The organism is Paenibacillus sp. DMB20 (assembly GCF_000987955.1).
Taxonomy (GTDB): Bacteria; Bacillota; Bacilli; order Paenibacillales; family Paenibacillaceae; genus Paenibacillus_AQ.
Map to the genome: position 1 here is coordinate 96071 of NZ_LAZU01000021.1, position 12133 is coordinate 108203.

General features: G+C 47.2%; 5 protein-coding genes, 3 pseudogenes and 1 riboswitch. Of the genes and pseudogenes, 6 read left to right on the top strand and 2 right to left on the bottom strand.

Features of this window, described 5'->3' with window-relative positions:
* Positions 1 to 165 precede the first annotated feature (165 nt).
* Positions 166 to 1139 (top strand): annotated as a pseudogene (locus XI25_RS07845) (alpha/beta fold hydrolase).
* 93 nt (positions 1140 to 1232) lie between these two features.
* Here the strand turns inward: XI25_RS07845 and XI25_RS07850 are convergent.
* Positions 1233 to 2763: pseudogene (locus XI25_RS07850) on the bottom strand (flavocytochrome c).
* A 449-nt stretch (positions 2764 to 3212) separates the two neighbouring features.
* Between XI25_RS07850 and XI25_RS07855 the strand changes: the two are divergent.
* The 3 genes from XI25_RS07855 (at position 3213) to XI25_RS07865 (ending at position 6402) form a co-directional block, all read left to right on the top strand.
* A complete protein-coding gene (locus tag XI25_RS07855) occupies positions 3213 to 3782 on the top strand; it encodes a TetR/AcrR family transcriptional regulator (RefSeq protein WP_046678106.1) in 570 nt (189 codons plus the stop codon).
* Positions 3783 to 3894: 112 nt separating this feature from the next.
* Positions 3895 to 5664, top strand: a complete 1770-nt coding sequence (locus XI25_RS07860) for an oleate hydratase (RefSeq protein WP_046678107.1) — start codon at positions 3895 to 3897, stop codon at positions 5662 to 5664.
* Positions 5665 to 5985: 321 nt separating this feature from the next.
* Complete coding sequence (locus tag XI25_RS07865; protein WP_046678108.1) at positions 5986 to 6402, top strand: DUF1259 domain-containing protein; 417 nt, start codon at positions 5986 to 5988, stop codon at positions 6400 to 6402.
* A 63-nt stretch (positions 6403 to 6465) separates the two neighbouring features.
* Here XI25_RS07865 and XI25_RS07870 read toward each other — a convergent pair.
* A pseudogene (locus XI25_RS07870) lies at positions 6466 to 8103 on the bottom strand (GMC family oxidoreductase).
* 227 nt (positions 8104 to 8330) lie between these two features.
* Here XI25_RS07870 and XI25_RS07875 point away from each other — a divergent pair.
* Together XI25_RS07875 and XI25_RS07880 are read left to right on the top strand one after the other, a co-directional pair.
* On the top strand, positions 8331 to 9206 hold the full coding sequence (locus XI25_RS07875) for a radical SAM/SPASM domain-containing protein (protein WP_046678109.1): 876 nt from the start codon (positions 8331 to 8333) through the stop codon (positions 9204 to 9206).
* Between the two features lie 390 nt (positions 9207 to 9596).
* Positions 9597 to 11672 carry a serine hydrolase gene (locus XI25_RS07880; protein ID WP_052759505.1) on the top strand — a complete coding sequence of 692 codons (2076 nt, stop codon included), beginning with the start codon at positions 9597 to 9599 and terminating at the stop codon, positions 11670 to 11672.
* A gap of 172 nt (positions 11673 to 11844) precedes the next feature.
* Positions 11845 to 12045, top strand: a riboswitch (cobalamin riboswitch).
* Positions 12046 to 12133 lie beyond the last annotated feature (88 nt).

Consider the following 12133-nt stretch of genomic DNA (forward strand, 5'->3'; position numbering starts at 1 on the left):
TCATGTGCATTTTCCTGCATATCATGCCGTAGCATTTTTTTCGCCAGTTCATATTCCGTTCATATTGTCGACATGAGGAGTACATCTTCGTCGTATAGGATACTTTTAACGGCTTCTTATTCAAAAAAGTAGCCCATATATAGATGAGGATAGGAGAATATGAATATGAAACCAACAGAAGAGGTAGTGAAAAAGCGGATGCGTAAGCCGCTGCGTATTTTACTCAAAACCTTAGGAGCCATAGCCATAGCCATCGTGCTTTTTTTTCGTTATTGTATTTACCGTGAATGTATTTGCCACGAAATCTGAACAAGCAAAAATCGTACCGTACGGTCAGCACGTTTCTGTCGACGGGAGAAACATGAATGTGTTAATTCAAGGCGAAGGTGAGGAAACGATCGTGCTCCTGCCTGGTTTTGGAACGGCTACCCCAGCGCTTGATTTTAAGCTGCTCATTGATGAATTATCTCCATTCTACAAAGTTGTCGTGGTTGAGCCTTTCGGTTATGGATTAAGTGATGAAACCGAAAAAGAGCGAACCACGGAGAATATCGTAGGTGAAGTTCATGAAGCGCTGCAGCAGCTTAATATTAACCGGTACATGCTCATGGGCCACTCCATTGCAGGTTTATACGGAATAGATTATGTGAACAAATATCCTAACGAGGTGACTGCATTTATCGGAATCGATAGCAGTGTTCCAACACAACCAGGTATGGACGCTAAATTCCCATTAAAAAAGTATGCATTTCTTAAAAAATCAGGTCTTATGAGATTGATGATGAAACTCGATCCTGATCCCTATGCTGCCCTGGCAGTTGATGATCAAACAAAGGAACAAATAAGATGGATTACGAATAAAAAACGCGTTAAGTGCCACTATCCTTAACGAGATGGAGCATATGGCTTCTAATTTTAAAGAGGCTGAGCATTTAACATTCCCCACAAATCTTCCTGTTCTTTTACTTGTACAAGCGAATAATCCTGCCTTGCCAACCTGGATCCCATTGCATGAAGGGCAAGTCAAAGATTCTGACCATGGAAAAGTAATACTACTTGAAGGGGGCCATTACCTGCACCATACCAAATTCAAAGAAATCGCGGAGAACGTTAGAGCGTTTATGAAAGAAATAGAATAAGACATCCAGCCCAATAAAAACAAAAAACGCTTGGACCATGATGGCCCAAGCGTTTTTTGTTTTGCTGTATGAAAGATGCAGTCTATGGCCAGCTTACTGTGCTTTCACGAATTCAGCCGATTTGATCCCGGCTTGACGGCCGAAAATGATGATCTCGGCAACGGAGTTGCCGCCGATTCGGTTTTGGCCGTGCAGGCCGCCCGTTACTTCGCCGGCTGCAAACAGGCCAGGGATCGGCTTGCCGTCTTTATTCAACACTTCCGTGTTCGTGTTGATTTTGACCCCGCCCATGGTGTAGTGAATGCCGGGGGCGATTTTGATAGCATGGTACGGCGCGCCGGACAAGTCGTTGTCCATGCCTGTCGTTCTACCGAATTCGGCATCTTTTTTTATTTTTCACCGCACTGTTCCATGTATCCAGCGTGATTTTGAGCTGATCGGCCGGAACGCCCATTTCTTTGGCCAAAGCCTCGATGGAATCGCCTTGAATGACAAAGCCCATTTTTTCATATTGCTGAATGGCTTTAACGCGGGATTTAACCCCGGAATCGAACACAAGATAAGCCGATTTTTCAGGAAGCTTATTGATGGCGGCGGTGACGTTGTCCCGAGTGTCCAGTTCGTTCGTGAAACGTTTGCCTTCACTGGAAACGAGGATCGCGCCTTCTCCGCGTACGGCTTCCCCGATCAGATAGGATTTCTCCTGCTGCACCGTAGGGTGAACCTGGATTTGATCCATATCGACCGTTGTGCCGCCGAGTTTTTCGATCATGGTAATGCCGTCGCCGGTGCTGCCTTCTTGGTTGGTGGTCACGTAACCTTTCAAATCGGATCTGACTTCGGAAATCATGTCCATATTGGCGCCGAAACCGCCGGTTGTCACGACGACGGCATCCGCTGCAATGATTTTCTCGTCTTTCTCGTTGAAGACGACTTTGACGCCGTTTACTTTGCCGTCTTTTTCCGTAATGTCCGTAACCTTGGCATTGACGAAAAGCGGGATTTCCTTTTCTTGGACATTTTTCACCAAGCCGTTGACAAGGTATTGTCCTACCGCCGAGCCGTCTTCGGGACGGTGGGTGCGCTTCTCGTTCATGCCGCCCGTAATGGTGATATTGTTCAGCCGAATCCCGATGGAGTCGAGCCAATCGATCGCGCTTGCCGAATGGTCAACGAAGAAACGAAGCATGTCTTTGTCGTTGGTATCATGGCCGCCTTTTAAGGTCTCTTCATAAAATGAATCGTTGCTGTCTTTGATGCCCTGCTCTTTTTGGAACTTGGTCTCGGAAGCATTCATGCCCGAGGATGATTTTATGGTATTCCCGCCGGCAATCGGCATTTTTTCAAAAATCACCGGGTTCATGCCTTTTTCTTTTGCCTCAAGGGCAGCGGACATCCCGGCACCGCCTGCACCGACGATGATGATATCATATTTGTCTTTGAGCTGATCGATCGGCGTATAGCCGGCTTGAGACGCTCCCGAAACGGCTTCCGTTTCTTTGGCCTCTTCTTTTTTCGCATTGTCCTGACTCTGGTCTTGCTTCTGGTTCCCGCTGCCGCATCCCGCGATCGCGAGCATGAAAGAGAGAACGAGTATAAGCGTTGCTGCTACTTTCTTTTTCATGTGTAACCCCTCCACTTTTTCTATATCTATTTAGAACATAAAGAGCCAAACAAGAAAAGGAGTGCGTAACGTGGAAAAATTCAGAAACGAAAGGGGCGTGAATATCGCCTTTATCTCCGAACTTCGAATCTTTCTCGGTTACCTCCCCCCCCAGTCTCTCGTTGTCAGTCTCTTTAGGCCCACTTCATTTTAATACACTTGTAACACATTTGTTGTGAATTGTTTCACAATGAACGGTTTCCATTGGGAGTGGGGCTTTCCGCGTTGAGTTCCTTCATAATGAAGATGTATAATTAGGTACACATTTACATTTTTATCCTCATGATAGCGTGGATTGGTAAATAAAATGTGTCGAAATCTTCATATCGTCGCTAAAACATACCCGCGATGATCGTATGGGGCTGATAATTGCTTTTGCGAATGATTACACTCTGGATCGGAGGGGTTTTATGGCACAAACAACAAAAAAAAGCGCTTGCCTTATCGCTAAAAAAAAATGCTTGAGAAAAAAAACGCTTGATAAGATTACCGTTATTGATATTGTCGAGGACTGCGAAGTGAATCGGCAAACGTTTTATTATCATTTCAAAGATATTTATGATCTTGTGGAGTGGATTTGCACAAACGAGGCTGCAAAAGCGCTGGATGGCAAGAAAACGTATGACACGTGGCAGCAGGGCCTATTGCAAATATTCGAGTATGTGCTGAAAAACAAGGCGTTTGTGACAAGCGTCTATCATTCCATTAAACGGGAGCAGCTGGAAAACTACCTATTTAACGTAACGTATACTCTTTTAATAGGGGTTATTGAGGAAAAGGCCGCCACGATGTCGATCAGGGAGGATGATAAGTCGTTTATCGCCGACTTTTATAAATATGCGTTTGTAGGGCTGATGCTGGATTGGATTGCTAAAGGGATGAAGGAAGAGCCTTCTGCCATCGTGGATCGGCTAAGCATTTTGATTCAAGGGGATATTTTTTTCGCGCTTGAAAAGTTTAAATTGTACCGCCATCCTTAGACAATCCTAGGCTTTTGTCGAAAGTTTCGACACTGGGCGGACATTGTCTATGGGAGACCTCCGAATTATTTTTTATGATGGTATTGCTACAATCAATTCGGAGGTGACTGGAATGTATTATAGCAATGGAAATTATGAAGCGTTTGCCCGTCCGGAAAAACCGGTCGACGTCGACAAAAAATCAGCGTATCTGGTTGGAGCCGGATTAAGCTCCCTGGCAGCGGCGTGTTTTCTTGTGCGCGACGGCCAAATGAAGGGGGAGCGGATTCACATTCTGGAAGAGCTTAGCCTTCCCGGAGGTGCTTGCGACGGAATCCATGACAGCGATAAAGGTTTTATTATTCGCGGTGGACGGGAAATGGAAGATCATTTTGAATGCTTGTGGGATTTGTTCCGTTCCATTCCTTCTCTTGAAATTGAAGGCGCATCCGTTTTGGATGAGTTTTACTGGCTAAATAAGAAAGATCCGAACTACTCCCTAATGAGAGCCACGGTTAACCGGGGCGAGGATGCCCATACGGATGGGAAATTTGATCTGAGCGAAAAAGCTTCGCTGGAAATCGTGAAGTTATTCTTTACTCGAAACGAAGATTTGCATGATAAGAAAATTACCGATGTATTCACGGAGGATTTCTTTGCCTCGAATTTCTGGCTTTACTGGAGAACGATGTTTGCTTTTGAAGATTGGCACAGCGCCTTGGAGATGAAGCTTTACATTCAAAGGTTCATTCATCATATCGGCGGATTGCCTGATTTTTCCGCGTTAAAATTCACGAAGTATAATCAATATGAGTCCTTGATTCTGCCAATGATGAAATATTTGCAGTCGCATGGCGTTCATTTCCAATATGATACGACGGTTACGAATGTAGTATTTGATATTCAAGGCAATAAGAAGGCTGCCAAGCAAATAGTATGCCGCCGTGCCGGAAAAGAGGAATATATCGACTTGACGGAAGATGATTTGGTGTTTGTGACAAACGGCAGCTGCACGGAAAATTCTTCTTCGGGCGACCATCATCGTGCGGCTGAATTCAATCGTTCCGTCGGCGGCTGCTGGGAGCTTTGGAGAAATATCGCCAAGCAGGATCCATCCTTTGGACGCCCCGATAAATTCTGCACGAACACAGAAGCAACGAACTGGGAATCGGCAACCGTTACGACGCTGGATGACAGAATCCCGCCCTATATCGAAAAAGTTTGTCAGCGCGACCCGTTCAGCGGAAAGGTCGTTACCGGCGGCATCGTGTCCGTAAAGGATTCCAAGTGGCTCATGAGTTATACCTTAAATCGTCAACCGCATTTCAAAGAGCAGCCGAAAGATCAGCTTGTGGTGTGGGTATACGGTTTATTCACCGATGTTCCGGGCGATTACGTCAAGAAGCCGATGAGAGAATGCACAGGCGAGGAAATTACGATGGAGTGGCTATACCATCTGGGTGTGCCTGTTCATGAGATTCCCGACATGGCTGCGAACTCTGCCCGCTGCATCCCGACCATGATGCCTTATATTACGGCATTCTTCATGCCGAGAACAGCAGGAGACCGGCCGAAAGTAGTTCCGGACGGTTGCGTCAACTTCGCTTTTATCGGACAGTTTGCGGACACGGTTCGCGACACCGTATTTACAACGGAATATTCGGTCAGAACGGCAATGGAAGCCGTCTACACCTTATTAAACGTAGACCGCGGCGTACCTGAAGTATTCGGCTCCTGCTACGATGTCCGCGTACTGCTGGACTCTACTTCCAAAATGATGGACGGCAAAAAACTTACGGATTTGAAGCTTCCGTTTATCATGAACTTGATCGAAAAACAGGCTTTGAAAAAAGTCTCGGGAACCGTTATCGAAGAATTGCTGAAACGGTATAACATCATTTAGTCGAGAAATAGGGATGGTGGAACGTTTATACGTTGAGCATGACAACAGGGCGATACATGAAAAAGCGCTTCGGGAAGCTTGTCCCAAGCGCTTTTTTTTATTCTGTTTTTGATGGCAGGAGGCAGATGCTGCGGCTTGTTCGCCGGATCGCAGGCGGTCGTGCAAAAAAATGCGCTATTCAGCTCCTTCAGCGCCGTCGGCTCCGTGTGGCTTCAACTTTTCCAATGCTTCAATTATTATTTTGCCGGCAAATAGGCAACTGTATTAGACACCTCTCTTGGACTGATCATATATTGTTTCAAAAGCAAGAGGAGGTATTTCATGGCAGAAGTTAGAGTGAGTCCACGATTTCGGAGGTTATGTAACCAATTTGCCAGCATATTGGGAGGAGAACATGAAATCGTGGAGGGGCCGGTTTGTTTTGTCAGCCGCGCTCGGAGATTTAATGCAACAATTTTAGGAAGACGTACGACTTCGCCTTTGGTTGGAGCCCAACTATTTTCATTTGAATCGCTCGATACGTCGGGACGTGCGCTCTGCTTGGGCGAAACGGCAGTTTTCCAAAACCAGGCCAACCGATTAATTAGAAACCTTCAACGGAATGGTATTACAGTGACGGCTCTGCATAATCACTGGTTGAAAGAGAACCCTAGATTAATGTATATTCACTGGGAATCCATTGACGAACCTGTTGCATTTGCCAGAAAAACGAAAGAATCCATTGCTTTCCTCGGATAAAACCGAAGTAACCATAAAAAAACCTTAGTTCGATTTCCATCGGACTAAGGTTCTTAAAGTTCTTCACTCTTGAAGATTCTCCGGTTCACTTTTCCGTCTTACGGATTTCTTTTTGCGTAATTGCTGTGCGATGGTAAGGCCGATCAAATAAGCTGGGGCTGCTGTATTTCCATCAACGGTAAAAGGTATGATCGAATCATCGGCTACGATCAGATTTTTTTACGCCATGCACTTCTCCTCGTTTATTAACCACCCCACCTTTTGCAAGCGGGGCCATTCGAAGGGAACCTTGTTGATGATGGTTATGCTCAAAGTTTTCTTTAATGAAGCTTTCGAGTTTATCATCGTCATTGATGACGTCTATCGTTGGCGAAACTAATCGGTACATCGGATCAATGGCTCTAAGCTGTTCCGCTATTTTTTTTGATATAGACCCTATAGATTTGCTTTACGGCTTCCATGTCGCTGGCATTCGTTAGGAAGGCCTCGTCGGCAAGCACGATTTGAAGGGGATCGTTGCTTTGTATCTTTATCGAGCCGCGACTTTTTAGGTTTAAGGTATATAATGACGATGGTTAAAGAGTCATCAGACCCTATCCCAGCAAGCTGAACTGCCCGGATATCCGGATTTGCGTCAGGTGTCGGATCAGGCAAGAAGGCGCCGCCTGTGTAAAGAGCGTCTGGATCGTTGTCAGGGAGCGGTTTGTCTGCGGGGTTGGTGGTAAAAACGGCAAAGTTTAATGTGTGGTTCTTAAGCTGCTTCCCCACATTCGGATTGTTTACAACAATAGGAATTCCTGATGATTTTAGTTGTTTTTTAGGTCCGATTCCAGAGAGCATGAGCAGCTGCGTACTGTTAATCCCGGCTGAAACGATTACTTTCTTTCGGGCGTTTGCCCGGACGCATTTTCCTTCTTTTAAAAACTCTACGCCAACGGCACGCTTATTTTCAAAAAGGATACGCAGCGCCGTTGATTTGTAGAATACGCTCAATTTTCGGCCATTAACGCCACGACCACCGGGTGTTACTATATCTGATGAAAGGAAGGCGGTTGATGAGCTTTCGCGTTCCCCATTCGGTTTTTGGAACAACTGCCATCGAGTAAAGGGGCCAAGCGGTGTTTCTGGGGTATTGTAATCAAGTATTTCGGGGAATCCGGTTGCTCGCTCGATTGCTGAAACCAGTTTGGTTGCCATACTCGTAGGATTTCGGGGTGCTTGCCTAATATCGATTCTGCCATGGAATCCGTGAACATTCGGATTGTCCGTCTCCCCGTTAAACCTCTCCATTCTTTTGAAGCGGCTTATCGCTCGTTCAGGTGACCAGTCGCTCCCCAAAAGTGCTTCCCACTGTTCGAAGACAAAGGAAGTTGGTCTTACATATTGCTCGCCATTAATCGAGGAACCGCCACCGGAGAGCCGCCCCGTCGTCCATTCAAATACGCGTCCATCAAGTTCTTCCTGTGGGATTCCCTCCCCCTGCCAAAAATACCGGGGGAAAAACTCCTCCTCAAGCTCGAGAGCAAAAGTGGAATTTCTGATCGGCTCCTCCCTATCCTTATTTTCTCCTGCTTCTAATAGAAGGACTGACGTTTTCTTATCATCTGTTAGGGTCTTTGCGATTACGGCACCGGCCGGTCCTGTTCCAATGACGATATAATCAAACCTTAATTCTTTATCATTTTTAGGCAGTCTGCTCACAATCAGGTCTCCTTTACCCAGTAGTTACTCAGCACCCTGTTTTAGAGTATTACGGACATCTGCCTAAAGTGCGGAGTTATTCAAATTCGTTTAATATGGAGGCCAGAGGAGGGAGCGTCACTCTGAGTAGCGGGATAGGCTGTAGCTGTAAAAGCCCTCCTATGTTACGATGTGGTAGGTCAAGGAAAGATCATACAATCATAGACATCGGAAATGGAGACATAATCTTGAAAACATTTAAAAAAGTTTATATAGAAATTACCAGCATCTGTAATCTTGCCTGTAGCTTTTGTCCGCCAACGGAACGCAAGGCAAATTTCATTAAGGTGGATGACTTTTCCAAAAGGCTGGATGAAATCAAACCGCACACGAACCATATTTATCTGCATGTCAAAGGGGAGCCGCTTCTCCATCCCAAGATCGACGAGTTGCTGGATATCAGCCACGAGAAAGGTTTTAGGGTCAATATCACGACAAACGGGACATTGATCGCGAAAAACCGGCATAAATTGCTGGGAAAGCCGGCGCTAAGACAGATGAATTTTTCGCTCCACAGCTTTGACGGACATGAGGGTTCAACCGACCGCGAAGGATATTTAAGGGAAATCCTCTCATTTGTCCGTGAGGCTAAGGAGCATCATGTCATCTTTTCATTCCGTCTGTGGAATTTGACGCAGGACAACGCAACCAACCTTCAAAAGCGCAGAAACCGCCAGACTCTTGAAATGATAGAGAAAGAATTCGGCCTGGATTACAAGATCGAAGAAAAGGTAGTGCCGGGCGGAGGAGTGAGAGTCGCTAACAACGTCTACTTGAACCAGGATTATGAATTCCAATGGCCAAGTCTGACTGCGCCGAAAGATGAAGGCAAAGGATTTTGCCATGCACTTCGCAGCCAGGCAGCCATTCTCGTGGACGGGACCGTCGTCCCATGCTGCTTGGATGGGGAAGGAATCATCAATTTAGGCAATATCCATCAGGCATCATTTTCTGACATCGTGGATGGCGAGCGGGCGAATAACCTCGTCGATGGATTTTCCCGCAGGGAGGCTGTCGAGGAATTATGCAGGCGATGCGGGTATCGCCAGAGGTTTGGAGCGTAAGGGGCGCCCACGATTCTCCCTGTGATCAAGAAGGCGACGGGACAAAGCGTAGAGATACTTATAGAAGCATCTATAAAGACGGATGACGGAATTGGAAAAGCACCGTGGACAAATGTTCACGGTGCTTTATTGTTTTGGCTTACGGTGCGGCAAAGAGAATAGACACAGCGATGCTGAGGGTCAGTAGCCTGTTAAGAAAAAGCCAGATTGAGATCCGTTTATAGATGTTGACAACGCGTGGAATTTATCATAACTTAATAATTAAGTTGAATGAATTCAACGATGGGGTCAAGCTTCATCGAATGCGGAGGATTGCCTGGAAATCATGAGCCGGCAGGATGATGTGATCACATCGATTGCAAATTGTTCAACGATACGAGGAGGTTCTATATGATTAAAAGGAAGCTTGGAAAAGTTCTTCGAGCATTGGCCGTCACAGGACTGGGGATTACCTTGAGCGTTGGTTCCACTGTGCAGGCCGAAGCGGACGGGACCACCCCCGTCAAGCGGCCATCTGCAGTAACGATTGATCTTGGCGGATTGGAGAAACTGCTCGATCGGTTCATGAAAGAACGCATTGGCGCGGATAAAATGGCGCCTGGGGCTGCCGTAACCGTGGTGCAGAATGGACGAATCATGCTGAGTAAGGGCTATGGTTATGCCGACCTAAAAAGAAAAAAGCCGGTTGACCCGGACCGGACTTTATTCCGTATCGGCTCGGTGACCAAAACCTTCACGGCAGCAGCGATCATGCAGCTGGCGGAGCAGGGAAAGCTTGATCTTCATGGCGATATCCAGGAATACCTGGGCGGGATTCGGTTGGATAATCCTTTTCCGAGGCCCGTCACGATCCATGATCTGCTCACGCATACTTCAGGATTTCAGGTGACGGTCGAGACTAAAGAGGACATGTCCGAAGACCTGAGTACCTTTGTTTCGCTAAAAGAATATATCGTGAAAAACAAACCGCCGGTCGTTCGCGAGCCGGGAACTTCCTACATGTACGATAATTATGCCTTCAATCTGCTCGGGCTGATCATAGAGAACGTCACCGGAATGCCTTATCGGCAGTATATGGAGGAGAATGTTCTAAAGCCGCTCCAGATGGACAATTCGCAGATGATGATGACGAAGCAGGCCTTGCCTAACCTGGCCACCGGCTATGATGACAGCAACAGCCCGATTCCCCCATATATGCTGGCTCCAACTGCTGCGCCTGACGGAGGAATGCTGACGACCGCGGAAAATGCGGCCCATTTCATGATTGCCCAGCTAAACGGTGGTACATACGAGGACAGCCGCCTGTGGAATGGCGAGTCGTTGCGGCTGATGCAGAAGTTCCATTCCAGCATTGTCCCGGAATATCCGGATACAACTTACGGATACGAGAATATGCTGGAACCTGGTAAAAACAACGGTCAATGGATCATTGGCAAAGGAGGAGATGTTCCGGGCTACAGCTCGTTTATGTTGATGTTGCCCGAGCATAACATTGGCATCTTCATGACTTTTAATAAACCGGTCTCTTCTGTTTACGTCGCAAGAGAATGGAACGATATGTTTATGGAGAAATATTTCCCGGCTCCGCCAACGGATGCTGCAGCGGCTGCGGACGTAGCTTATCCCGTCTCTTCCCAAAGGCAGTTGAAGCGGTTCGAAGGGATTTATTCCGATCTGCGCATCAAGATCATGTTGACCCGGGTCATGGCTACGGGGAAGGGAGAACTCACGGTCGTGGATGATTTCACAGGAGCCCATAAGCTAAAGCAAAAGGGAGAACTGGTCTTTGAGGATGAGAACGGAGGTACGTTGGCATTCAAGAGCGACAAGGACGGCAATATAGCTTATCTCAAATACGGAAACCCGGTCGGCTATGCCGGCAAGTCCGCTTTCGCCTTCCGCGATGTTTCTGCAGATAGTGAATATGCGCCGTTTATCAACAATTTGCAAGCGATGGGGATTATTCAAGGCGGTTCAGACCGCAGCTATCTTCCGAAGCATCCGCTGACCCGGGCGCAGTTATCCGCCATGCTGGTCCGGATGATGGGGAGCAGCTTGACTCAGGAACCGTCACAGTTCAAGGATACGGAAGGAACGTGGGCAGAGCGCGAAGTGGAGGCCGCCGTGGCCTCGGGATTCATGAAGGGAATCGGCGAACGGCGCTTCGATCCGGACCGGGCGCTGACTCGCCAAGAGGCTGCAGCGATTCTCGTACCGGTGTTCCGGGCTGCTGCGCCCGAATCCTTCGCGCAGTTGAAGCCATCCAAGGTGAAACTGGCCGACAAGCCTGCCTCCGAAGTCGCCGAAAGCGTAAAACTGCTCGTTGCAGCAGGGATTACCGGGCCTGATGCAGCCCTCAAGCCAGACGGAGCGATTGCCTTCCGGGGAACGGAGCAGTTGACGCGTCAAGAGGCTGCCGTCTGGTTCACCCATTTTGTACGCAAGATGGTACTTGGTGTGGAATAACAGATAAATATGTTCCACAAGTGAGATTCTATCTATTAAAAGCTCACGAAGGTCCTACGTGACAAAAAGAGGCTTATATCTTCACGCACCGTTTTTTTTATGCTGTCTATGAGAAAATTCTTTGTTAAAGTTACCAATCTTTGCTACGATATAAGATAGTCTATCAAAAATAAATAGAAACAGCTTATATGGTGCCGATGCATAACGTATGCGGCTTAATAGGGAAGATCGATGAGAATTCGACGCGGTCCCGCCACTGTAACGCAGAGCCGGCAATCAAGGAAGTAGTCCACTGTCAACGATTTTAGACAGGAAGGACGATTGTCAAGCGATGAAGCGAAGCCAGGAGACCTGCCATGTAAGTGCTCTATATTTCTCACGAGGATGGGAGGGAGATGTTTGTTCGTGCGGCATGTTTGCAGCTGCGCGTTTGCTTGGCTGTGCAAAACGGGCCTTGGAAC

Excerpts from the sequence above, each read along its gene's own strand:
- XI25_RS07865 (WP_046678108.1), top strand. The coding sequence starts at position 5,986 with ATGGCAGAAGTTAGAGTGAGTCCACGATTTCGGAGGTTATGTAACCAA.
- XI25_RS07880 (WP_052759505.1), top strand. The coding sequence starts at position 9,597 with ATGATTAAAAGGAAGCTTGGAAAAGTTCTTCGAGCATTGGCCGTCACA.
- XI25_RS07860 (WP_046678107.1), top strand. The coding sequence starts at position 3,895 with ATGTATTATAGCAATGGAAATTATGAAGCGTTTGCCCGTCCGGAAAAA.
- XI25_RS07855 (WP_046678106.1), top strand. The coding sequence starts at position 3,213 with ATGGCACAAACAACAAAAAAAAGCGCTTGCCTTATCGCTAAAAAAAAA.